The 24,374-nt window shown below is 35.5% G+C and carries 22 protein-coding genes and 1 other annotated feature; of the genes, 20 read left to right on the plus strand and 2 right to left on the minus strand.

What is annotated here, in order from left to right; all coding sequences use genetic code 11:
* Window position 1: 1 nt before the first annotated feature.
* Complete coding sequence (gene rodA / locus CDIMF43_RS06475; RefSeq protein WP_109841528.1) at window positions 2-1,159, minus strand: rod shape-determining protein RodA; 1,158 nt, start codon at window positions 1,157-1,159, stop codon at window positions 2-4.
* Window positions 1,160-1,295: 136 nt separating this feature from the next.
* On the opposite strand from rodA, the gene CDIMF43_RS06480 reads away from it, so the two are divergent.
* Both CDIMF43_RS06480 and CDIMF43_RS06485 read left to right on the plus strand, forming a co-directional pair.
* Window positions 1,296-2,024, plus strand: coding sequence for a LytR/AlgR family response regulator transcription factor (locus CDIMF43_RS06480; protein ID WP_109841529.1), 729 nt, complete (start codon window positions 1,296-1,298; stop codon window positions 2,022-2,024).
* On the plus strand, window positions 2,008-3,306 hold the full coding sequence (locus CDIMF43_RS06485; protein ID WP_109841530.1) for a sensor histidine kinase: 1,299 nt from the start codon (window positions 2,008-2,010) through the stop codon (window positions 3,304-3,306). Before CDIMF43_RS06480 ends, CDIMF43_RS06485 begins: the two co-directional genes overlap by 17 nt.
* A gap of 47 nt (window positions 3,307-3,353) precedes the next feature.
* On the opposite strand, the gene CDIMF43_RS06490 is transcribed toward CDIMF43_RS06485, so the two are convergent.
* Window positions 3,354-3,689, minus strand: coding sequence for a PepSY domain-containing protein (locus CDIMF43_RS06490; protein WP_074403028.1), 336 nt, complete (start codon window positions 3,687-3,689; stop codon window positions 3,354-3,356).
* 237 nt (window positions 3,690-3,926) lie between these two features.
* Between CDIMF43_RS06490 and pepA the strand changes: the two genes are divergently transcribed.
* The 18 genes from pepA to rplT all read left to right on the plus strand — a co-directional run bounded on the left by pepA (window position 3,927) and on the right by rplT (window position 24,213).
* A complete protein-coding gene (gene pepA, locus CDIMF43_RS06495) occupies window positions 3,927-5,006 on the plus strand; it encodes a glutamyl aminopeptidase (protein ID WP_109841531.1) in 1,080 nt (359 codons plus the stop codon).
* Window positions 5,007-5,028: 22 nt separating this feature from the next.
* Entirely contained in the window at window positions 5,029-5,340 is a 312-nt protein-coding gene (locus tag CDIMF43_RS06500) for a thioredoxin family protein (protein WP_074403026.1), read from the plus strand.
* 99 nt (window positions 5,341-5,439) lie between these two features.
* On the plus strand, window positions 5,440-5,904 hold the full coding sequence (locus tag CDIMF43_RS06505; protein WP_034570530.1) for a universal stress protein: 465 nt from the start codon (window positions 5,440-5,442) through the stop codon (window positions 5,902-5,904).
* 19 nt (window positions 5,905-5,923) lie between these two features.
* On the plus strand, window positions 5,924-6,538 hold the full coding sequence (gene ytpR / locus CDIMF43_RS06510) for a YtpR family tRNA-binding protein (RefSeq protein WP_109842348.1): 615 nt from the start codon (window positions 5,924-5,926) through the stop codon (window positions 6,536-6,538).
* A 157-nt stretch (window positions 6,539-6,695) separates the two neighbouring features.
* Window positions 6,696-9,407, plus strand: a complete 2,712-nt coding sequence (locus tag CDIMF43_RS06515) for a DNA translocase FtsK (protein WP_109841532.1) — start codon at window positions 6,696-6,698, stop codon at window positions 9,405-9,407.
* 247 nt (window positions 9,408-9,654) lie between these two features.
* Window positions 9,655-10,986, plus strand: a complete 1,332-nt coding sequence (gene murC / locus CDIMF43_RS06520; RefSeq protein WP_109841533.1) for a UDP-N-acetylmuramate--L-alanine ligase — start codon at window positions 9,655-9,657, stop codon at window positions 10,984-10,986.
* Between the two features lie 137 nt (window positions 10,987-11,123).
* Complete coding sequence (locus CDIMF43_RS06525) at window positions 11,124-11,585, plus strand: MaoC/PaaZ C-terminal domain-containing protein (RefSeq protein WP_074403021.1); 462 nt, start codon at window positions 11,124-11,126, stop codon at window positions 11,583-11,585.
* A 158-nt stretch (window positions 11,586-11,743) separates the two neighbouring features.
* Window positions 11,744-14,404, plus strand: coding sequence for a DNA polymerase I (polA, locus tag CDIMF43_RS06530; RefSeq protein ID WP_074403020.1), 2,661 nt, complete (start codon window positions 11,744-11,746; stop codon window positions 14,402-14,404).
* Between the two features lie 71 nt (window positions 14,405-14,475).
* Window positions 14,476-15,336, plus strand: a complete 861-nt coding sequence (gene mutM, locus CDIMF43_RS06535; protein WP_109841534.1) for a DNA-formamidopyrimidine glycosylase — start codon at window positions 14,476-14,478, stop codon at window positions 15,334-15,336.
* Between the two features lie 15 nt (window positions 15,337-15,351).
* Entirely contained in the window at window positions 15,352-15,963 is a 612-nt protein-coding gene (gene coaE / locus CDIMF43_RS06540; protein ID WP_109841535.1) for a dephospho-CoA kinase, read from the plus strand.
* 146 nt (window positions 15,964-16,109) lie between these two features.
* Window positions 16,110-16,568, plus strand: a complete 459-nt coding sequence (gene nrdR, locus CDIMF43_RS06545) for a transcriptional regulator NrdR (protein WP_034570509.1) — start codon at window positions 16,110-16,112, stop codon at window positions 16,566-16,568.
* 24 nt (window positions 16,569-16,592) lie between these two features.
* Window positions 16,593-18,029, plus strand: a complete 1,437-nt coding sequence (locus CDIMF43_RS06550) for a replication initiation and membrane attachment family protein (RefSeq protein WP_233218300.1) — start codon at window positions 16,593-16,595, stop codon at window positions 18,027-18,029.
* Window positions 18,030-18,047: 18 nt separating this feature from the next.
* Window positions 18,048-18,974, plus strand: a complete 927-nt coding sequence (gene dnaI, locus CDIMF43_RS06555; RefSeq protein ID WP_109841536.1) for a primosomal protein DnaI — start codon at window positions 18,048-18,050, stop codon at window positions 18,972-18,974.
* A 382-nt stretch (window positions 18,975-19,356) separates the two neighbouring features.
* Window positions 19,357-21,294 (plus strand): threonine--tRNA ligase, encoded by a 1,938-nt coding sequence (thrS, locus tag CDIMF43_RS06560; RefSeq protein ID WP_074403015.1) that lies wholly within the window; start codon window positions 19,357-19,359, stop codon window positions 21,292-21,294.
* A 116-nt stretch (window positions 21,295-21,410) separates the two neighbouring features.
* Window positions 21,411-22,763, plus strand: coding sequence for a polysaccharide deacetylase family protein (locus CDIMF43_RS06565; RefSeq protein WP_109841537.1), 1,353 nt, complete (start codon window positions 21,411-21,413; stop codon window positions 22,761-22,763).
* A 54-nt stretch (window positions 22,764-22,817) separates the two neighbouring features.
* Window positions 22,818-22,954, plus strand: a sequence feature (ribosomal protein L20 leader region).
* A gap of 28 nt (window positions 22,955-22,982) precedes the next feature.
* On the plus strand, window positions 22,983-23,504 hold the full coding sequence (gene infC, locus CDIMF43_RS06570) for a translation initiation factor IF-3 (RefSeq protein ID WP_034570495.1): 522 nt from the start codon (window positions 22,983-22,985) through the stop codon (window positions 23,502-23,504).
* 30 nt (window positions 23,505-23,534) lie between these two features.
* Window positions 23,535-23,735 carry a 50S ribosomal protein L35 gene (gene rpmI, locus CDIMF43_RS06575; protein ID WP_034570492.1) on the plus strand — a complete coding sequence of 67 codons (201 nt, stop codon included), beginning with the start codon at window positions 23,535-23,537 and terminating at the stop codon, window positions 23,733-23,735.
* 118 nt (window positions 23,736-23,853) lie between these two features.
* Window positions 23,854-24,213: a 50S ribosomal protein L20 gene (gene rplT, locus CDIMF43_RS06580; protein WP_074403013.1), complete on the plus strand. Its 360-nt coding sequence runs from the start codon at window positions 23,854-23,856 to the stop codon at window positions 24,211-24,213.
* Window positions 24,214-24,374: the final 161 nt, after the last annotated feature.

The following is a 24,374-nucleotide window of genomic DNA, read 5'->3' on the forward strand; positions in this document are numbered from 1 at the left end:
ACTAAGTTAAAAAATGCCATTTTTTATGATTGGTGGAAAAGACATACTCACGATCGTGCTTGTTCATAGATAAGACTAACCCTACAGCTGCCATGTTTCCCATCAAAGAAGAGCCACCGTAACTAATGAATGGCAATGGAATCCCTGTGACGGGGAGAATGCCAATGGTCATGCCAATATTTTCAAAAATGTGAAAACAAATTAGCATTAATACACCTGTAACAATATACGTATAAAATTCACTTCTAGTTAAAAAACACGTCACTACCAAACGATAAATCAATAAAAAGTAAATTAATAACAAAATACCGCCGCCTATAAAGCCAAAATTTTCACCAATAGCAGTGAAAATAAAATCAGTATGATTTTCTGGTACATGCACTTCTGAAATGCCTAATCCTTTCCCAGTAATTTGTCCAGAACCAATCGCTTTCATACTTTGGATCGTTTGATACGAATCGCCTGAAATATCCTTATAAGGTTCAAGCCAAACATCAACCCGGTCAAATTGATAACTGTGAAAGCCGAAACGATAAAGAACCGGTCGATTAAATAGGATGAAATAAAACAACGCTGTTATAATTCCTACAAAGGTTGAAAATAAAGGAAGCAACAGTTTCCATGAAATACCAGACAACAGCGTAATGCCACTGATAATTGCTAGAAAGACAATGGTAGTACCTAAGTCAGGTTGCAGCATAATGAATACTACAGGAGGGATACTGAGGGCAACAATTTTTGAAAGCAATCTCAAATCGGTCTGAATCGTTCGCTTTATATTTTTAAAATTATGTTGAGTTACGCATCTTGAAAGCATCAAAATAAAGGCAATTTTCATGACTTCAGAAGTTTGGAAATTCATAATTCCAAAATTCAACCAACGTTTTGCCCCGCCGATTGTGACACCAAAAAATAAAACTGCTATTAAACAAAAAATACCGATTAAATAGGTTAACGGGGCGATTTTCCACAATACCTCCGCATCAAATTTCATCAAAATGATAATTACAATAACACTAATAAAGTACCAAAAGGTTTGTAAAATTACGTAATGCCAAGTATCTGTTGCTGAATAAATTGACAGTAAACTAATAGCAGCTAATAACATTAATAAAAGCACAATTGCGTAATTTTGTTGTTCGTTTTTTTCTCTTTCCATTTAAAAACTCCTTTCTATTCCATGTTGAAAGATGAGTTTAATTTATAAAGAAAAAGTTAATAAATGTTCCGAGTGGTTGTAATTTGACCTTCAAATGTAATAATTGGAATGAATGATTCGAAAGGAGGGGTGCAGAATGAATATTGCAATTTGTGAAGATGAAGAAATTTATCAACAAATGTTACTGGAGAAGTTAAAGAAATATCAAGAAAAATTTCATGGGAAACTAAAAATCGAATGGTTTAAAAATGGCGAAGAATTACTGGAGATTTACCGCTATTCAAGTCATCGTTTTGATGTTCTCTTTTTAGATATTAAATTAGAAGGATTAAGTGGCATGGAGGTTGCTAAAAAAATTCGTAAAATGGATCAGCAAGTAGAATTAGTTTTTTTAACAAGTTTGATGGAGTACGCTATTGAAGGATACCAAGTGAATGCATTGCGGTATCTACTTAAACCCATTCAACAAGCGCAGCTAAATGATTTGTTAGACTTGATTATAACCAAGCGAAAAGAAGAAGTTCTGACAATTTCAACAAAATTTGGACAAAAAAAAATCGTATTAAAGGAGATTGCGTATATTGAAAGTAAGCAGCGAAAACTATACTTCCATTGCAATCAAGAAGTCGATAAGATGTATGGTAAAATTGGAGAATTTGCTATTACGTTAGCCAATAACAATTTTGTTAGGCCCCATCAATCCTATTTAGTACAGTTGGAATTTGTCAAAGAATTAAAAAAAGACCATTTAATTTTAGAAGATGGCTCTTTGATTCCAGTTAGCAAAGGATACGCAAAAACATTTAAAGCCGCTTTCTTTGATTATTTATCACAAGGAGGTGGGAATTATGAAGGACTTTATTGAGTGGATTTCTCTTAATTGGGGATATTCAGACTTTATGGAAGCAGTAGCGGAATCCTTTTTGATTTACTATTTTTTTAGTCGATTAGTTGGAAAGACTCAAGTGAATAAGGTCCTTTTATTTCCAGTCTTTTTTTGTTTAGATTTAACGGTTACTTATTTCGAACAATTTTCTTTGATTCCTTATTTTATTGCCTTGGCAACAAGTTTATATATTAGCAGTCGCTTTTTTACAGGCAGTCGAAAAGCACGTTATATTTTACTATACGGGTTCATTACAATCATAGTTGAGAGTAGCGTAGGACATATTTCAAGTGGGTTATATATCGTTTCAAGCACTTTTGAACAAGTGGATTCGCTTAAACATGTCTTTTTTTACTTATGTAGTGATCTCGTGCAGTTTTATTGCATTCAGTTGGTAGTATTGAAAAAAAATTACAAAGAAAGAGCGTTGTATTTGAATGCGAGCATTACAACTTTATTGGTTACCATCACGATTATTTTAGTGTACAATTCATTACTAGTTGTTTATTTAGAAAACAATCCAATTTTTCGTTTGCTTTCAGTCGGGTCAATAATAACAATGATACTTGGCAGTTATTTTGTCTTGCAATTATTAGGAAAATTGGAAAGACAATACAAAGTAGAATTTGAAAACAACACACTAAATGAACAACTCTATTATCAAAAACAAACCCAATTAAAAATTTTAGCGAATCAAAATGAAATTAGAGGAATGAAACATGATCTAAAAAATCAATTGATCATTATGGAGCACCTACTTAAAAAGGGGCATTACCAACAACTAGAACACTATTTTTCAGAATTAGAATTAACCAAAATAGACGACTATCAAACGATTTTTACAGATAATGTAATGATTGATAGCATGATTCTGCATTTGGAAGAACGCTGTAAAGAGCAACATAGTCAATTTGATTTATCCGTATTCCCTATCAAATTCCAACTCGTAAACGAAAAGGATGTTGCTATTTGTTTAGGAAATGCCTTTGACAATGCGATTGAAGCGGTTAATAAAATCTCAAGTGGTCAAAAAAGAATCACCCTTCAATTTAAAGTGAAAAATGGGTATCTAATTATTTTAATCACGAATAGTGTTTCAAATCAAGAAATTGATCCTTTGAGTACAAGCAAAAAAGATCAATTGAATCATGGTTTCGGTTGGAAAAACATGCAGAAAATTACAACAAAATACAATGGAGAGGTAAAATTTGAAAAACACGACAAAACTGTAACCGTACGGTTGATTTTTAAAGATTATTAAAAAAGCAATGAAATCTAGCTTCATTGCTTTTTAGATTACCTATTAAATTAAACGCGGTACAAGTCTAAAATTGAGCCTGTGTAAGCATCGGCAATAAACTCATATTGGACTAAAGTATCTTCTTCCATCCTAGAAACGCCGCCATAATAAACATCAGTTTTAAAAGCGAACTTTCTAAGAGGCACTTTTTTTAATTCAATCCAAGACCCTTCAATTGGCCCTTCTTCAAGAAAAGCTTTTTTGACCATCGTTAAAATTTCATCCCCGTGAATGGTTTTATTTTTTTTCATTAAGCAAGCGATTTTATACCCGCATGTCAAACCAGCTCCAAAAATAAGCCCGCCCACAACCGCGTAAGTATTAAATGAGTTTTTAGAAGTCATGATATATATCCTCCAATCAAATGATTACTGTTTTTAGTATACCATTTTCCGCAAAAAAAGATAATTGAATCCACTAAAAAAGCAAATAAAAATCACTTTTATGATGATTTTATAAAATTAATCCCGAACCAGTTAAAATCTTTATAGAAATACGATATAATAAAGAAGGTAAATCAAATATCTAAAGGAGGGTAGATCACAAATAAAAAGAAATTCTACTTATTTGTGAGTATACACATGAATGAAGAAACATTTTCGCTAGTTAAAAAGATGACTGAATTACAAGGCACCAGTGGCTTTGAGCACAATGTAAGAGAGGTTATGAGAAAAGAGTTGACCCCTTTAGTTGATGAAGTCGTTCAAGACGGTTTAGGTGGCATCTTTGGAATCCGCCGTAGTAAAATCGAACAAGCTCCAAGAATCATGTTAGCTGCTCATATGGATGAGGTTGGCTTTATGGTTGCTAACATTACGGATCAAGGTTTATTTAGAGTGGTTCCTTTAGGTGGATGGAATCCTTATGTTGTTTCAGCACAACGCTTTACACTACAAACTGCTAAGGGAGACTATCCTTGTGTTTCTTCTTCAGTACCCCCACACTTACTACGAGGTACAAATGGAAAAGCAGGAGCACCAGAAGTTGCAGATATTTTATTTGATGCTGGTTTTGATTCAAAAGACGAAGCGATGAGCTTTGGCGTTCGTCCAGGAGATGCAATCGTTCCATTAACAGAAACGGTTAAAATGGCAAATGGGAAAAAAATTCTAAGCAAAGCTTGGGATAACCGTTATGGCTGTACAGTTGTGATTGAAGCCTTAAAAGAATTACAAGGCGAAGATTTACCCAATACATTGATTGCAGGCGCAAATGTTCAAGAAGAAGTTGGCTTACGTGGAACAAAAGGTGCCGTTCACCAATTTAAACCTGACCTATTCTTTGCAGTGGATTGTTCAGCAGCTGATGATTTAACAGGAGACAAATCTAAATATGGCCATCTTGGCGAAGGCTTCTTATTAAGAATCTTTGATCCAGGGATGATTACCTTAAAAGGAATGCGTGAGTTTTTATTAGATACAGCTGAAACCAATAACATTCCTTACCAGTATTTTGTATCAAAAGGTGGTACGGATGCAGGTGCAGCGCATATTTCAAATAATGGAGTTCCAAGTGCAGTTATTGGCGTGTGCGCGCGTTATATTCACACACATCAAACAATGTTCCATATTGATGATTACGCAGCAGCTAAAGAAATGGTATTACAAGTTGCTCGTACAATGGATCGCAGTACCTATGAAACCATCATGAAAAATAACTAGTTTATTACAAAGGGGTATTGATATGAGAGAATTAAAATCACTAGCAGAATTTGAGACATTAAAGAATAAAGGGAAAACAATTTTCTTTTTCACAGCAGATTGGTGTGGTGATTGTGTGTTCATTAAACCTTTGATGCCTGAAATTGAAAAAGAACAGGCAGATTTTACATTTATACAAGTAGATCGTGATGAATTTATTGATTTATGTGGAGAGTTGGCTATTTTTGGGATTCCGAGTTTTGTAGCGTTTGAAAATGGAAGCGAAACAGGCCGTTTTGTCAATAAAGATCGCAAAACAAAAGAAGAAGTTACTCAATTTATCAATACGCTCTAATGATTCAAGATGAAGCGTTTAGCCTTTTGTTATAGGAATGAAAGAGTTATAATAAAAGAAAGCAGTTAAATGCTAAGTTTTTCAAAAGGGGATGAGATTATGGTTGAACAAAATCAAGAATATCAACACATCATGGTTGCAGTAGACGGAAGCGACGAAGCAAGTGCAGCTTTAGAAAATGCAATTGAAACAGCGAAACGAAATAATGGTGATTTATTGATTGTCCACGTAATTGACAATCGTTCATACACGATGGGTGTTGCGAGCTTTGATATTGAAGCCAGTGAAGAAGAGACGCGTACGATGAAAGAAATTCTTGGTGAATACCGTCAATTTGCAATTAATCGTGGTGTAAAAAAAGTTTCAACTGAATTAGTAACAGGCTCACCAAAAGAATTACTAGCAAAATCATTGCCAAAAGAACATAACATCGATTTGATTTTATGTGGTCAAAGCGGATTAAGTGGAATTGAACGTTTAATGATGGGAAGCGTTAGTCAATACATTATTCGAGAAGCACCATGTGATGTATTGATTGTTCGAAATCAAGCGAAGGAAAAATAGATTGGAGAAAAATAAATTGATGATTAGTTGTTACAATAAAAATGGAATAGGCGATACTCTTTTAATTATGACTGAAAACAGTAATTTTTCGGAACAAGGATTTGAAGAAAACGGAGACGTTGTTAGAATTTTTAAATCAGAAACAAATGAAACTGTTGGTTTTAACTTCTTTCATATCTCAAACCACTTAACAGTGTCAGGAAATGGTCAAATCTATTTAACTGAAGATCAAGTGGCTGTTTTAAATGAGCTTATTCAAAAAGCTGGATTTGATTATGTCTTAGAAGTCGACAATGAACCTAAATTCGTTGTTGGATTTGTTAAAGAATGCGTGCCACATCCAGATTCAGACCATTTATCCATTACGCAAGTTGAAGTTGGAAACAATGAAACAGTTCAAATCGTTTGTGGCGCTCCAAACATTGCGGCGGATCAAAAAGTAGTGGTTGCAAAAGTAGGCGCAATGATGCCGAATGGGTTAATTATTTGGGACGGTGAATTGCGTGGCGAAGCGAGTCACGGAATGATTTGTTCAGCTAAAGAATTAAACTTAGCGGATGCACCTACTCAAAAAGGTATTTTAGTATTGCCAGCAGACGCAACTGTTGGAGAAGCCTTTAAAATAGGCTCTTAACAGTTAAATAGAACAATCTACTTTTCACAACTTGTGTTGAGTAGATTGTTTTTTTATTGTTATCTAAGAAGATTTTAAGCTTTCTTAATTATGATTCAATAAAGAGGGGGATTATGTTAAACTAAACAAAGACAACAGAGAGGAAAGGAGCATCATCATGTCAAATTATGATGGACCAAGCTATCAAGGTGGGCAAAATCATCCTAAAAAATTTAAGTTTCCTTTCTATTCTGATACTGAACAAGTAAGACAGAATGAAAAAAAACAACCTTACGAAACACAAAATAATGAAACAAATAGACCTGTTAAACTAACAAAATCAGGTCGTCAACCAGCACCAGATGCTGTTTTTTCAGAATTTTTACATCGTACTAACGAGTACACACGAAAAGAAACGAATGCAGTTGTAAAAAAAGAGACGCAAGATTTCCATACTCGAAAAGCCAATACTGAAAGAAAAGTTGAAGCGAAACAAGCAGTTAAGCACTCTATCGAAAAACAACCAACTGCCTATCATGAAACAAGAAGTTCAACACCATTTAAAGTTCAAAAAATTCCGTCACCGATTTATGGTTTTCAAAGAGAGGACGTAAAGAAGACAATTGACGAAATTGATTATGATCTTTTAGCCGCGCGTTTAAAAAAAGAGTTAAACACGTTTATTTTGCTAACAGAAAATGAAGATTCAGTCGAAATTGAAGTAGAAAAGGACGTAACCCCTTCAAAATTGATTACATTTGAAGAGGTTCTTCCAACGAGTGAAGTCGAAAATAGTCGTCTCATTCAAGAGGAGGAATACCTAGAAGAGACAGAAAAATCGAGGATTTCTCAAATCGAAGAAATCCACCACGATAAAAAAAGAGGCCTTTCAAGATCCCTTGCTGGAATGATTGAAGAAGAACAAGACATTACAATAAATCGTGGAACGAATGTTGCGCGTTATTTTGGGGAGCTTCATGAAGAAGAGTTCGGAGATGAAGCTCAAGATTCAGATGAAAATGAAGGCATCAATAAAGAGGAATCATCTGTTGAATCACTTTTAGAAGAAGCCACTGAAACGAGTCCATTTAATCAAGAGGAATCTGATTTGGAATTAAAAGCGGCCTTAAGTCGTTTTAATTATTTGTCTCAAACCTTAACACCAGTAGTTGAAGAACAGGTAGAAGAGTCTAGTCTAGAAGATTCCATTTCAGAAGAAGTGCCGCCCTTTTTTGAAGAAAAGAGAGCAGAACCTGTCAGCGAAGAACTTGAGGAAACGATTGTAGAAGAACAGCCACAAGCAGTTGAAGAACCTTCAACGGAAGAGCCAGAAGCATTCATTGCAGAAGAAGGGCCTCCATTAATTGAAGAGACAAGAATTGAACCAGCATTGAAAGATAACCCTGTTTCTTTAGAAGAAAAAGTAGCAGTTTCAGTTTTAAATCAAATTGAAGACGAAAATCTCGCTGCGTATCAATTTCCTTCACTGAGCTTACTTGAACCACCTGTTCAATTTACAAATAGTGCCGTGGATGATTGGGTTATTGAACAAGCTGAAATGCTAAATGAAGCCTTAGATGCCTTTGGGGTTGATGCCCAAGTAATTGGCTGGACGATTGGACCGGCAGTAACTCAATTTGAATTGCAGTTGGGTCGAGGCGTCAAAGTGAATAAAATAACTAATTTATCAGATGATTTGAAGCTTGCGTTAGCAGCAAAAGACATTCGGATAGAAGCACCCATTCCAGGCAGAAGTTCTGTCGGGGTTGAGATTCCAAATCAATTTTCAAGACCAGTCATGCTATCCGAAGTGATGGAAAGTCCAGAATTTAAAGAAAATAAATCGCCCTTAACAGTCGCAATTGGAGTGAATCTATCTGGGAAAGCAGTGGTTTCAACCATTGATAAAATGCCCCATGGGTTAATTGCAGGAGCAACAGGTTCAGGTAAGAGTGTCTTTATCAATTCAATTTTAATCAGCTTACTATACAAAGCAAATCCAAGTGAAGTGAAATTGATTTTAATTGATCCAAAAGCGGTGGAGCTTGCGCCTTATAACGACATTCCTCATTTACTATCACCCGTTATTTCAGAACCAAAAGCTGCAGCAGAAGCGTTAAAATGGGCAGTTGAAGAAATGGAAGAACGTTACCAAAAATTGGCAGCAGCTGGTGTTCGAAACATTGAAAAATTCAATGAAAAAGCAGCTCTCCATGGCGATCACGGATTGAAAATTCCTTATATCGTGATTGTTATTGATGAGTTGGCCGATTTAATGATGGTGGCGAGTAGCGAAGTTCAAGACTACATCGCTCGCATTACACAAAAGGCAAGAGCTGCAGGGATTCATTTACTAGTTGCAACACAAAGACCGAGTGTGGATGTGGTAACAGGAACCATTAAAAATAATATTCCAACTCGAGTAGCCTTTATGGTTTCTAGTCAAGTGGATTCAAGAACCATTATGGATACAGGTGGAGCAGAAAAATTACTTGGAAAAGGGGATATGCTGTTCTTAGAAAATGGCATAGGCCAACCTATTCGAGTACAAGGAACCTATGTTGAAAACGAAATTGATTCGATTGTGCAACATGTGAAGGATCAACGAGCAGCTAATTATCTGTTTGAACCAGAAACCTTACTTGCAAAATTAGAACTAGTTGAAAGTCAAGATGAGCTATTTGATGAAATTCTAGCCTTTATTTCAGAAGAAGACACCGTTTCCGTTTCTTTATTGCAACGTAAATTTAAAATTGGATTTAATCGTGCTTCTAACTTAATTGAAGCATTAGAAGAGCAACAGTTAATTTCTGGAAATAAAGGTTCTAAACCAAGAGATGTCTTTTTAACGAAAGCAACTTATGAAGCAAATTATCAAAAAACGGAGTAAATGAAAAATTCAATTGTTTATTTTTAGGAAGTTCTAATACAAAAGGATTCTAGGTGAAAGCAGTATGCTAATGAAAAAAATCGTGGTATACTAATAGCGTTATAATTTTTGAATAAGTAACTATTTATAGAAGAAATTGATGCTAAAAAGACCCGTTAATTAAAATAGGGACATGACTGTTTAATAAAAATATAAGTAACTAGACGATTTAGATAACTACGAATCACATCATTTGGAGGCAAAAAAAATGAATACAAATACACTATATCACTTTGTCGGTATCAAAGGTTCTGGAATGAGCGCATTAGCATTAGTCTTGAATGATAAAGGTTTTAATGTACAAGGATCTGATGTTGAAAAATACTTCTTTACTCAAAAAGGAATAGAAGATGCAGGAATTCCAATCTTCCCATTTGCGAAAGAAAACATTCGTGAAGGATTAACGGTTATTGCAGGGAATGCATTTCCAGATACTCATGAAGAAATTCAAGCCGCTTTAGATTTAGGAATTCCAGTTATTCGCTACCATAAATTTATCGGTGAGTTTTTAAAACAATACACAAGTGTTGCCATTACAGGTTCTCACGGTAAAACAAGTACAACAGGACTATTAGCACATGTATTAAGTTCAATTGAACCAACAAGCTACATCATTGGAGATGGAACGGGGCATGGTGTACCTGATGCTGATTTCTTTGTCTTAGAAGCTTGCGAATACCGTCGTCATTTCTTAGCCTACCGTCCTGATTATGCCATTATGACCAATATTGATTTTGATCATCCTGATTACTTTACAGGTATTGAAGATGTATTTGACGCTTTCCAATCAATGGCCAACCAAGTTCAAAAAGCAATTATTGCTTGTGGTGAAGATGAAGAGTTGCAAAAAATTAAAGCAAATGTTCCAGTGCTTTATTATGGATTTGCCGATCACAATGATTTCCAAGCCCGCAACATTACGCGTTCGACAAAAGGGTCAAGTTTCGATGTGTACATTTCGAATGAATTTTACAATCACTTTGAAATTCCAACCTATGGAGCTCATAATGTATTAAATGCACTTGCAGTTATTGCCCTTTGTCAACTTGAAGGCATTTCAAAAGAAAAAATTGCTGAAAACTTACTGACTTTCCAAGGCGTTAAACGTCGTTTTAGTGAAAAACAAATGGGAGACATGGTTATCATTGATGATTACGCACACCATCCTTCTGAAATCCGTGCTACTTTAGATGCTGCACGTCAAAAGTATCCAGATAAAGAAATTATTGCGGTTTTCCAACCTCATACCTTCACAAGAACGGTTGCGTTGTTGAGCGAATTTGCTGAAGCGCTAAATCTAGCAGACTCTGTTTATCTATGTGATATCTTTGGATCAGCAAGAGAAGATCAAGGAAGCGTAACAATCCAAGATTTGGCTGAAAAAATTAAAAATGGTGCCACTGTTTTAAAAGAAGAAAACATGTCGCCATTATTGAATCATCATGATGCAGTTGTTATCTTTATGGGTGCAGGAGATGTTCAAAAATTTGAAAGCTCTTATGAAACACTATTAAGCAGAACTACTCTACAAAACAATTAAATTGATTGATGCCTAAACAAAATTATTTGTTTAGGTTTTTATTTTTATAGAAAGTGAAATTAAAAAACTTTATTCATTACATTTTCCAGAACATTTGGTAAAATAAAGACAAAGACAATGAAGGAGAAAATGAAAAAATGATGAAACCAAGAAAAATGGGGAAATTGATTACGGAAATCCAAGAAGGCGATCAATTAAGTGTGACGGAATCAATTGAAGATAAAGATATCTTGTTGTACTTAGGATTGACAAATGATGCAAATCCCTTATTTATTCAACATGATTATACCAATCAAACGGAATACGAAAAGCCATTAGTGCCGGTTATTATGCTGATTGGCATTATGACAAGTACGATTTCAAAACATTTACCAGGACCAGGGTCAAATGTAGTGAATGTTTCAGTAAACTGCGTAAATCCCGTCTACCACTATGAAACGATTACCTTTGAATTCGAAGTCATTCGAGTGGATTTAATGAAAGAAGTAGTGACGATTTCAGTAGAAGCAAAAAACATGGAAGGTGAGCGAGTAATTGACGCTAGCTTTATTGTTGAGCCGCCACGATTAATCCCCCAAATTGAAGAAGCCTTACATTAAAATCAGAGTGCGCAAACTCTGGTTTTTTTCTTTTGAAGGGAACGAATTTCTTTTTCGCTATCTGCTCTTTTTTTTGGTAGAATAGAAGAGATGAAATTGGCACCAAACGATAAGTGAACACCACTTACTTAAGGTTTCCATAAAAAAGGAGTTTTCTTATGACGAAAAAAAATAAACTATTATTGATTGATGGAAGCAGTATTGCGTTCAGAGCATTTTATGCAATTCCCGGATCATTAGATCGATTTGTTAATAAAAACGGGCTTCACACAAATGCCCTTTTTAGCTTTCACCGAATGTTAGAAAATGAAATGAGTAAAGAAGAACCGACACATGTATTAGTTGCATTTGATGCAGGGAAAACGACATTTAGACATGAATTTTATAAAGAATATAAAGATGGACGGTCTAAAACCCCAGGGGAATTTAAAGAGCAAATGCCTTATTTACGTGATTTACTAGTCGGATTTGGGATTCCACATTACGAATTGGATAATTATGAAGCGGATGATATTATTGGAACCCTAGCAACGCAAGTAGACCCAAATGAATATGACGTTGTAGTCGTTTCAGGCGACCGAGATTTAACGCAACTTGCTAAAGAAAATGTTCGTGTGGACATTACCATAAAAGGCGTTAGTGAAATCGAAGAAAATACCCCTGCTTATCTAATGGAAAAATACGGTTTAACGCCAAATCAAATTATTGACATGAAGGGATTAGCAGGAGACTCTTCTGATAACATCCCAGGAGTGACCAATATTGGTGAAAAAACAGCTTTAAAACTGTTACATGAATTTGGTTCTGTTGAAGGCGTGTATGAAAACATTGAAGATATGAAAAAAAGCAAACGAAAAGAAAACCTAATCAATGACAAAGAACAAGCTTTCCTAAGTAAACGCTTGGCAACAATCGATGTTGAGGCTCCTCTAGAAGTGACAGTGGATGATTTAGTTTACAAAGGAAAAGACGTTGGAAAACTAATTGAGTTTTATAAAGAAATGGATTTTAAATCATTTTTAAGCAAATTAGATACTAAAGCTTATGATGAAGAAAATCAAATTGAAAAAGCTGAAATTCTTTTTGAAGTGGTAACCGAAGTAAAACCTGAAATGTTCGGTAAAGAAGGTGCTTTATACGTTGAAATGTTAAGTGATAATTACCATACAGCAGATATTGTAGGAGTCACTTGGACAAATGGCGAAAAAATTTATATGGCAGATCCTGATTTTATTTTAGCAGAGCCGTTATTTGCAGAATGGTTAAAAGACGAATCAATAGTTAAACACGTCTTTGATGCAAAACGAACAGTCGTAGCAATGAAACGCTACGGCAACGAAGTGAATGGCATCCAGTTTGACGTTTTACTGGCCTCTTATATTTTAAATACAAATGACAACAGTAAAGACTTATCTGAAGTAGCAATGGAGCATGATTACTATGAAGTTGATTCAGATGAAAGTGTCTATGGAAAAGGAGCTAAAATTGCCATTCCAGAAGATCCAGCAGTTCTTTATCAACATTTAGCGAGAAAAGCAAAAGCTATTGAAGTTTTAAGCAAGCATTTGAAAACTGAGTTAGAAAAAAGTGAACAAAGTGATCTTTTCTTTACAATGGAATTGCCTCTTTCAATGGTATTAGCAAAAATGGAAATGACAGGTGTAAAAGTCAATGCCAATCGCTTACTAGAAATGAAATCAGAATTTGCTACTCGCTTAACTGAAATTGAAGCGCGTATCTATGAAGAAGCTGGAGAAACTTTTAACATCAATTCACCAAAACAATTAGGTGTGATTTTATTTGAAAAAATGGGATTACCTGCAATTAAGAAAACTAAAACCGGCTATTCAACAGCAGTTGATGTTTTAGAGCAATTAAGAGAACAAGCGCCAATCGTAGATGATATTTTACAATACCGTCAAATTGCTAAAATTCAATCAACCTATGTGGAGGGCTTACTAAAAGTCGTTCATAATGCGACTGGAAAAGTACACACTAGATATGTTCAAACCTTAACCCAAACAGGTCGCCTTAGTTCCGTTGATCCTAACTTACAAAATATTCCGATTCGCTTAGAAGAAGGGCGTAAAATTAGACAAGCCTTTGTACCAAGCCATGAAGGCTGGAAAATGTTTGCTTCCGATTATTCACAAATTGAATTACGTGTGCTGGCAGATATTTCAAATGACACCCATTTAAAAGAAGCCTTTCTTGAAGGGCAAGACATCCATTCAAGTACGGCAATGCGCGTTTTTGGAATTGAAAAAGCAGAAGATGTGACTGGAAATATGCGTCGCCAAGCAAAAGCGGTTAACTTTGGAATCGTTTATGGCATCAGTGACTACGGACTATCACAAAACTTAGGAATAACTAGAAAAGAAGCACAACAATTTATTGATACGTATTTTGATAAATATCCAGGCGTTAAACAATATATGGAAGACATCGTACGGGAAGCAAAAGACAAGGGCTATGTTGAAACCTTATTCCACCGTCGCCGTTACTTGAAAGACATTAATTCAAGAAACTTTAACCTACGATCATTTGCTGAAAGAACCGCTATGAATACGCCAATCCAAGGAAGTGCGGCTGATATTATTAAAGTAGCGATGATTGAAATGGACAAACGTTTAAAAGCAGAAAATTTAAAAGCGACGATGTTGTTACAAGTACACGATGAACTGATTTTTGAAGCACCGATGGAAGAAATTCCAATCCTTGAAAAATTAGTTCCAGAAGTGATGGAACATGCCGTGAAATTACAAGTTCCATTAAAAGTAGACAGCAATTATGGCGACAGTTGGTATGACGCTAAATAAAAGAATAGCCTTGCATCCATTTGATAAAATAAAAAATGGGTGCAAGTTTTTTAAGAAGAAAGGAGCTTTTTATGCCAGAATTACCAGAAGTTGAAACGGTCCGAAAAGGACTAACCAACCTTGTTAAAGGTGCCACGATTAAAGACGTAGCAGTTTATTGGGATCGCATTATCACAAAACCATTTTCTGGTGAAGAGTTTGGTCATCAATTAATAGGAGAAACCATTCAACGTATTGACCGTCGAGGAAAATACTTGATTTTTATTTTAGATCACTGGGCAATGATTTCCCATTTGCGAATGGAAGGCAAGTATGAAGTTGAAGAAACGGAAACACCTTTGAAAAAACATACTCATGTGGTTTTTCATTTAACAGATGGCCGAGATTTAAGGTACTTAGACGTTCGAAAATTTGGTCGTATGACATTAGTTCCTTTGGGAGAACAATTTAATGTGACTGGAATACGCGACTTAGGACCAGAACCTATTCCAGATTTCTTTAAGCTACCAGAATTTTCAAAGGCTTTAGGTATAAAAAACAGAGCCATCAAGCCATTATTACTAGAACAAAAAATTGTTACAGGTCTAGGCAATATTTATGTTGACGAAGCTCTTTTTGAAGCGGAAATCCATCCTTTACGTCCAGCGAACTCATTGAAAAAAAGTGAAGTCAAAGCCCTTTATCAAGCGATTATTGATGTTTTAGGTCGAGCAGTTGAAGCAGGTGGAACGACAATTCGAACGTATCAAAATGCGTTAGGAGAAGCAGGAACATTCCAAGTAGAACTAGCAGTGTATGGTAAAACAGGCGAGCCTTGCATTCGCTGTGGACACCTTATTGAGAAAATTAAGGTAGCACAACGAGGAACCCACTTTTGTCCTCAATGTCAAAAATTGACAACTACAAATACAAAGTCATTCAATCAATTATAGAAAAGAGTGATAAAGATGACAGTTATCTTAGGTTTAACAGGGAGTATTGCCACCGGAAAATCAACCGTCAGCCAACTCTTCAAAGATTTTGGCTTTCCAGTAGTAGATGCTGATCTTGGGGCAAGAGCCGTAGTCGAAAAAGGAACAGCAGGTCTTAGAGCAATCAAAACCTATTTTGGCGATGAAATCATCCATTCAGATGGCAGTTTGAATCGGCAAAAACTTGGAAAGATTGTCTTTGAAGACGGAGAGAAACGAAAACAGTTAAATGAACTTTTAAAACCCTATATTCGAAAATGGATTATGGATGAGACTCAAAAACAAGTTGTAAAAGGCGTGTCATTGGTCGTGTTGGATATTCCGCTTTTATATGAAGCGGAGTACGACAAAGTTGTAGATATGGTGATGGTAGTAGCCGTTTCTCCTGCCACTCAACTAAAACGACTACAAAAACGCAATCAATTATCAAAAGAAGAAGCCTTATTGCGAATTCACTCGCAAAAATCAATTGTTGAAAAAGAGCAACTTGCGGATATTGTGATCGATAATAATGGGTCAAAAGAATCAACCAAACAACAAGTCGAAAAGTGGCTAGGTCAAATGGGGTTTCTTTCTATCAAAGGATAGGAAGAACTCTATTTTTATAATCAACACCTTTTTTCATAAGTCTTTTCACAAAGGTTCAAGCTATGTTATAATGACGTGTAAACACCTAATTATAATACGAATTATTTTATTAATCATAATAAATTAAACATAGAGGATGATGAAAAGTGCAATGTCCACGCTGTCAAAATAATGGTTCTAGAGTTGTCGACAGTCGTCCAGCAGATGAAGGACGAGCAATTAGACGAAGACGTGAATGTGAAGCATGCAGCTTTCGTTTTACAACCTTTGAAAGAACAGAACAGGCGCCTTTACTTGTTGTCAAAAAAAATGGAACAAGAGAAGAATTTAATCGTGAAAAAATCTTACGTGGCCTTATTCGCTCCTGTGAAAAACGCCCAGTAGCAATGGAGCAAGTTGAAAAAATTGTCGATGAAGTTGAAAATAAAGTTCGAGGTTTAGGTGAAAATGAAGTATCAACCACTTTGATTGGCGAATACATCATGGAACGCTTAGCCCAAGTAGACGAAGTTGCCTATATTCGTTTTGCAAGTGTCTACCGTGAATTTAAAGATATGAGTGTCTTTTTGAAAGAATTACAAGAAATGCAAGAAAAAGAAAAATAAGCAAGCGAAAGGTGTGAATCTTATATGAATTATCCATGGAAAAATCTTAGTCCAAAAGATGGCTTTAAAGTCCGTCAAAATGGCTTGCTTTCAGATATGGATCAAAAAATTCTCACTTTTTTATATCAGCCTCTGATTGGAGCCACTGCCTACAGTCTTTATATGACCTTATGGACAGAAGTTGAAGATGATAAGTATTGGAGTGACGGTATTCTTCATTCAGAATTGCTGGCACTATTAAATATTGGAATTCCAGAATTGTATCAAGCTAGAATTAAACTTGAAGCCATTGGCTTACTTAAAACGTATGTCAGTTCAGAACAAGAAAAAAACTTTGTTTATGAACTTCTATCTCCACAACCAGTCCATGTCTTTTTTAAAGACGATTTGTTAAGTTTGTTGTTATTTGAAAAAGTAGGCGAACGGAAATTCAGAAAGCTACGCCAACGATTCACATCGAATTCAGTTAATCCCAAAGAATTTGAAGAGATTACAAAATCATTCCTAGATGTCTATCATTTTGATAGTCAACTATTTAATCAAGAAAAAAATCTATTGACCGAGCCAGTCGAACTGGTGGGTGCTACAGAAAGTACGGTACCTCAATTGGATTCTAAGCAGTTTGATTTTAAATTTTTCTATGATGGCTTATCTACTCAATATATCAATCGATCTTCCATTACAAAAGAAATTGAAAAGACGATTATTGTGTTGAACACAATGTACGGGGTCGATGAATTAAAAATGCAAAAAGCTGTTTTAGAAGCATCTGATATTGATACAGGCAAAGTAGATGACCGTAAGCTCAAGCAATTGATATACGATCAGTATCATCAAACCAATCAACAAGCTGTGCATGTAAAAGATGTTATGGAAGAAGTGATTACCACTTCAAAAACGAAGCGTCAATTTAGAAAAAATGAATTGAAGCATCAAGGCTTTACCAATGAGGATATTGCTGTAATTGAAGTAAGTGAAACCATGACTCCTTATGATTTTATGACATCCATCAAAGAACAAAAAGGTGGATTTGTTGCCAAAACAGAAGAGTGGACGTTAGAAAATTTGCTTAAAAGAGCCAATTTACCGTCATCCGTAGTCAATATTTTGATCCATTATGTGTTAGTCGTCCGAGGAAATCCAACCTTTACTCAAAATTTAGCTGACAGTATTGCCAATGATTGGAGTCAAGACAACGTCACTTCTCCAGAACGAGCGATTCAAAAAGTAAAAGAACTTTATCAAGAAAATGCAGCTAAAAAACAAAAACGAGAAGAACAACAAAAAAGCTACTCAAAATCAAAACCTGCTACTTATCGCAACAATCAAACCAGTACAAGAAAAGAAACCCTACCAGAATGGGCAAAAGATGATTATCAAGAAACCGAAGAAAAACCGATGAGCAAAGAAGAGCAAGAAGCCTTTATGCAACGAATCAAACGGTTAGAAAAACAAAATTAGGAAAGGATGGTGAACAAAATGGAAGATATGGGCAAAGGTTTATCTAAACTCATTAAAGAACGAAACTTAGAAAGCCAGTACGATTCTTTGATGAAAGAAGTCTTAAGAGACGAGGATGTCATAAGCTTCATTGAAGAAAATCGAGAAAAATTAACAGATGAACGAATCGTACGAAGCTATGCAAAACTTTACGAATACGTTCAAGAAAAAAAGAAATTTCAGCGTAAAGATGGCATGATGGCACCAGGCTATATGCCAAAATTATTTATGAATTTTCACGTTATCGACGTTACGTATGTTCCGACAACTGAATTGATTGCCAAACAAAAAGAAAATGAGATTCGTGAACGAATTCATTCAATGGATATGCCAAAAGATGTTCGTAATGCAACGCTAGCTAAATTTGAATTAACTGATGAGCGGCGTGAAGCCGTTTCGGAAGCACTTGATTTTATTGATTCTTATTTAAGTGATCCAAAAGGGTTTCATAAATCGTTATATTTACAAGGATCTTTTGGAGTGGGGAAAACCTATTTATTAGGAGCTCTTGCCCATGAATTGGCAAAAAATGGCTATGCCAGTACATTGATGCACTTTCCATCTTTTGCAGTTGAAATGAAACAATCCATTGGCAAAAATGATATGAGTGAAAAATTGGATATGGTCAAAAAATCAGCCATCTTAATGTTAGATGATATTGGAGCAGATTCGATGTCTAGCTGGATTCGTGATGATGTTTTAGGTGTTATTTTGCAATACAGAATGCAAGAGCAATTGCCAACCTTCTTTTCATCAAACTTTGATATGAAGCAATTAGAAAACGAACATTTAAGAACTAGTCAACGGGGAGAAGATGAGCCTTTAAAGGCAAAACGAATTATGGAACGAATTCGTTATCTTGCAAAAGAAATTAAGATGACAGGGAAAAATAGACGTAATGGATAATTTGTTTTTGTTATTTAACGATTGTTACTTGAAAACTCAGAGAAAAAGTGTTTTAATTAGGTCAATAGATTAAATCAATGAGAAAGACACCAAGACAAGAAGCCTATTTACCAGAGAGGAAAGCATTTGCTGAGAGCTTTCTAAACAAGAACTTGTTTTGACCACTTTCAAGTGCCACTGTGAACCAGTTATGAACTAGCAGTTTGGCCGTTTCGCTAACGTTATCAAGCCTAAGAGCAAGAGTCTATTTTGGACTCTAAAATTGGGTGGAACCACGACTAGATCGTCCCTTTTACAACAAGTAATGTTAGTTGTTGTAAAAGGGGCTTTTTTTATTTAGCAAAAGATTGATTTAAAAATTAACTACATTGGGGGAAGCAGTATGTCAGAAATCAAGATTACATTACCAGATGGCGCAATTAAAGAAGTTGCAGCAGGTTCATCAACGTTAGATATTGCGAAAAGTATCAGCAATAGTTTAGCAAAAAAAGCTTTAGCCGGAAAATTCAATGGAGAATTAGTCGATTTAGTTCGTCCACTTGAAGTAGATGGAAGCTTAGAAATTATTACACCCGATCACGAAGATGCCTTACAAATCATTCGTCATTCTTCTGCTCATTTAATGGCAAATGCGTTGCGTCGTTTATATCCAGATATTCATTTTGGTGTAGGTCCAGCAATTGAAAGTGGATTTTATTACGATACTGATACTGAAACACCTATCACAGAAGAAGACTTACCAAAAATCGAAGCTGAAATGATGAAAATCGTGAAAGAAAATAATCCGATTGTTCGCAAAGAAGTGACTCGTGAAGAAGCGCTAGACTTGTTTAAAGAAGATCCTTACAAAGTAGAATTGATTACAGCGTTGCCAGCAGATGAAACAATCACAGTCTACGATCAAGGCGATTTTGTTGATTTATGTCGCGGGGTCCATGTTCCTTCAACAGGCCGTATTCAAGTATTCAAATTATTGTCTCTTGCAGGAGCTTACTGGAGAGGTGATTCATCTAACAAAATGATGCAACGTATTTATGGAACAGCCTTTTTTGATAAAAAAGACTTAAAAGAATTTATCAAAATGCGCGAAGAAGCAAAAGAACGCGACCATCGTAAACTAGGTAAAGAATTAGATCTATTTATGATTTCTCCAGAAGTAGGATCAGGATTGCCATTCTGGTTGCCAAAAGGTGCGACAATTCGTCGCACTATCGAACGTTACATCACAGATAAAGAAATCAGTTTAGGCTATCAACACGTTTACACTCCAATTATGGCAAACGTTGACCTTTATAAAACATCTGGTCACTGGGATCATTACCATGAAGACATGTTCCCACCAATGGATATGGGAGACGGCGAAATGCTAGTGTTGCGTCCAATGAACTGTCCTCATCATATGATGGTTTATAAAAATGACGTTCATAGTTACCGCGAATTGCCAATCCGTATTGCAGAATTAGGCATGATGCACCGTTATGAAAAGAGTGGCGCATTATCAGGATTGCAACGAGTTCGTGAGATGACTCTTAATGATGGACATACATTTGTTCGTCCAGATCAAATCAAAGACGAATTTAAACGCACATTGGAATTAATGGTGGCAGTCTATGAAGACTTTGATATTACCGATTACCGTTTCCGTTTAAGCTATCGTGATCCAAAAAATACAGACAAATACTTTGATGATGATGCAATGTGGGAAAAAGCACAAATCATGCTAAAAGCTGCTATGGATGAAATGGAATTAGAATACTTTGAAGCAGACGGAGAAGCAGCATTTTATGGTCCTAAACTAGACGTTCAAGTGAAAACAGCAATGGGAATTGAAGAAACATTGTCAACAATTCAATTAGATTTCCTATTACCAGAGCGTTTTGATCTAACTTATGTTGGAGACGATGGCGAAAATAATCACCGTCCTGTTGTTATTCATCGCGGTATCGTATCTACAATGGAACGCTTTGTGGCCTACTTGACTGAAGTATACAAAGGCGCCTTCCCGACATGGTTAGCACCTGTTCAAGCTACAATTATTCCAGTTAATATGGATATGCACTCAGATTATGCTTTTGAAATCAAAGAACGCCTGACAGCTGCAGGTATGCGGGTTGAAGTGGATGACCGCAACGAAAAAATGGGTTATAAAATTCGTGCTTCACAAACTCAAAAAATTCCGTATCAATTAGTTGTTGGAGATAATGAAGTAAAAGAAGCAACCGTTGCTGTCCGCAAGTATGGCGAAAAAGAAACAACGGACATGGCTTTAAATATGTTTATAGATGTTATGGTTGCAGAAGTAACGAACTTTAGTAAATAATAAAAAGCGGTTATAGAATTCTTAAGAATTTTATAACCGTTTTTTTGTATAAATTAATTTTTTAATATGATAAAATTAATAATTGTATAGGAATTTTTTGAGTTGGAGTGGAAAAAATGGGAATGTATGAAAAACTAGTAGGTGTTGGTTTAATCGTAGCAAGTGGTTTATATGGGCTTTCTTTAATTGGAAATGCGAGTCAAAAAATTGATTATCCCAATGAAGGCATGCGCTTTTTTGAACCAAAAACTGTAAATCAACTAGAACAACAACAACTAGATAAGTACAGGGATAGAAAAGTTGAGGCAGAAAAAAAAGTTCCTCATTTAAAAGATTATTTAAAAGAACCCTGTAGTTATTTTTTAAATATTAAAAAAACTCAACAAGGATCTGAAAGTTTGTCCTACCGTATTACAGAAATAGAACCGATTTTAAAATCCCACTCAGCAACCTTTGAAAAACGAACAGAAATGAGTACTGTCAATCCAAAAGAAGGAACAGAGTTGGAATTACAAACTATTTTTACGGATGCTAGTAATGGAGTAGAGTCTTTGAAACAAGATATAATAAAAAAAATAAACGAGATGCAAGTTTATTCAACAGAGCAAAAACAAGAGGTAATCCAACAAGTAACCGATCAAATAGAACCAAATTTAAATCACTACAGCATGTCAGATGATTTATTTGAATTTGAGCTAAAAGACAGAACCATTCAAGTTCCAAAAGCTGAGTTAAAAAGGATCATTAAGCCGGATTACCTATCCTCACAATTAAATCAACAAGTAGCAGATGAAATTCAGCAAGAAAAAATAGCAGAACAAAAACGCATTCAAGAAGAAGTAAGACGTCACCAAGCAAAAAATCCAATTGCAAAAGTCAGCGGGAAAGTAGTAGCATTAACTTTTGACGATGGACCAAGCCCTACTGTAACGCCACGTGTATTAGAACTCTTAAAAAAATACAATGCAAAAGCGACCTTCTTTGTTTTAGGGAAAAACGCCATAGCCAATCCAAGTTTAATCCAGCAAGAAATTGGAAATGGCAATGAAATTGGCAACCATAGTTGGAATCATGCTGACTTAACGAAATTAAAAAAAGACGGTGCACTTAGCCAAATTCAGCAAACCAATCAAGCCGTCAAACAAGCATCTGGTTACGATGTTCAGTTAGTCCGACCACCGTATGGAGCCATTACGAAAGAATTAAGCCCTATTATCGGCATGCCAGTCATTCAATGGTCAGTAGATTCGCTAGACTGGAAAACTAAAAATGGGGTAGCCGTACACAAAGAAGTGATGAGCCACGTCAAAAATGGTTCCATTGTGTTAATGCATGATATTCATCCGACCACGGCTGATGGGCTGGAGCAAATTTTAAAGGAGTTAAAAGAGCAAGGCTATCAATTTGTTACCATTAGTGAATTATTTGGAACACCAATGGTGCCTGGGAAAGCTTATTACAACGATTGATTTCTAAAAAGAGTTGACATATTTCTAAAAAAAAGGTATACTATAAAAGTTGAGAAAACAAAGCAGAAGCACCCGCTTCTCGCCTTAGTAGACAAATGTCGCTGGGCTAGATATAAAAGATGATATCTTGCGTAATGCAAGTTCGGATATTTATAGGCGGGTTCATATAGAACTCGTCTATTTTTCTGCTGTACATTCTCGCGAATTTGATGGAGGTGAATGACCATAGCAAAAGATATGATGGTAAATGACGGCATTCGTGCTCGTGAGTTACGCTTAATAGGCGACGATGGAGAACAGCTTGGTGTGAAAACAAAAAGCGAAGCTCTTAAACTTGCTGAACAAGCTAATCTTGACCTAGTATTAGTAGCACCAACGGCAAAACCGCCAGTTGCTCGTGTCATGGATTACGGTAAATTCCGTTTTGAACAACAAAAGAAAGAACGTGAAGCCCGTAAAAACCAAAAAATCATTAACGTAAAAGAAGTTCGTTTAAGTCCGACAATTGATGTCAATGACTTTAACACTAAATTACGTAATGCTCGCAAATTCCTTGAAAAAGGTGACAAAGTGAAAGCTTCGATCCGATTTAAAGGCCGTGCCATTACTCATAAAGAGATTGGCCAAAAAGTTTTAAACCGTTTAGCTGAAGAAACTGCTGATATTTCAACAGTAGAATCAAAAGCAAAAATGGATGGACGTAGTATGTTCTTGGTCTTAGCACCAAAGAATGATAAGTAAGATCGATGTATTTTTAAGGAGGAAACACTAATGCCAAAACAAAAAACACACCGCGGTTCTGCTAAACGTTTCAAAAGAACAGGTAATGGCGGACTAAAACGTCATAGCGCTTTTACAAGCCATATGTTTGCTAACAAATCACAAAAGCAAAAACGTAAATTACGTAAAGCTTCAATGGTTTCAGCTGGTGATTACAAACGCATTCGTCAACAATTATCACAAATGAAATAATTTTCAACTAGACGATTGCATTGCGTAATCCGTACTTAGATGAAAAACACAACGATTAAAAAATTAGTGAAAAGAATTTTCTAAATAATAGAAAATTTCTTATAAGGAGGAAATTACTATGCCACGTGTTAAAGGTGGGACAGTTACCCGTAAACGCCGTAAAAAGATTTTAAAATTATCAAAAGGTTATTACGGAGCAAAAAGCAAATTATTTAAAGTAGCAAATCAACAAGTGATGAAATCTTATCAATATGCATACAGAGATCGTCGTCAAAAGAAACGTGATTTCCGTAAATTATGGATCGCTCGTATCAACGCAGCAGCTCGCATGAACAACATGAGCTACAGTGTATTGATGCACGGTTTAAAAGTTGCTGGTATCGACATTAACCGTAAAATGTTAGCTGATATCGCTGTTCATGATGCAGCAGCATTTACTGCTCTTGCTGAACAAGCAAAAGATGCTTTAAACAAATAAGATAGTTAGTCCCGCTCATTTGAGTGGGGCTTTTTTTTTGAGATTTTTTGACTATGACGATTGATTTTTTTCATGAAAGTTCCAAGGATGTTGGTATTTTCTATATCGGATTCCTTTGTTACTTAAATAAAAAAATGTTCTAAAGTGCCTCAGAAGATTCC

Source organism: Carnobacterium divergens (assembly GCF_900258435.1).
Classification (GTDB): domain Bacteria; phylum Bacillota; class Bacilli; order Lactobacillales; family Carnobacteriaceae; genus Carnobacterium; species Carnobacterium divergens_A.